Origin of the sequence: Vibrio sp. R-1 (assembly GCF_035615595.1) — a bacterium.
In the GTDB taxonomy this organism is placed as follows: domain Bacteria; phylum Pseudomonadota; class Gammaproteobacteria; order Enterobacterales; family Vibrionaceae; genus Vibrio; species Vibrio cholerae.
In genome coordinates, this window is record NZ_WPDC01000297.1 from 1 (window position 1) to 523 (window position 523).

The 523-nt window shown below is 41.5% G+C and carries 1 protein-coding gene; it reads left to right on the plus strand.

Annotated elements, in window-relative coordinates; all coding sequences use genetic code 11:
- Nucleotides 1-39: 39 nt before the first annotated feature.
- Nucleotides 40-523 (plus strand): hypothetical protein (locus tag GOU96_RS18210; RefSeq protein ID WP_267783263.1); only part of this gene is annotated, 484 nt, incomplete at its 3' end.

The window sequence follows — 523 nt, forward strand, 5'->3', positions numbered from 1 at the left end:
CCTTAGGCGGGCGTTAGGGCTTAATGGAGAAAGGAAACAATGGAGCTTGTTTTTGGCTACGCACTGGGATTTTTGGTGTTGATGCCGTTACTGACGCTCATGCATGAGCTTGGTCATGCGATACCTCAGTTGTGTATGAAAAAGAAAGTTGTCATTGATTTGGGTGGCTCGAGCCTAATCCCGATAATAAAAGTGAGCCGCTTGTTTATCAGAATTGCGCCATTTTCTACTTTTCATGGCTTTTGTAGCATAAGTTCAAGGCTGTCGAGAGTCGGTTTGGTGTTCACGTTGCTTGGTGGCCCACTAGTAACATTACTTTTAGCCATGTTATTAAATGAGCTAAGAATGGTTGACGCGGGTCAATGGTTCACTTTTTTAGCAAGCTTTGGTTTTTACTTCACGGTGTTTCAATTAGTTCTTACTTTAGCACCAATGAAATATCCAAGTTTTTTTGGTGGTTATAGTGGCACAAAAAGTGATGGGTTAAGAATATTAGAAGCCCTAAGGTGTAATGAAAGTACGC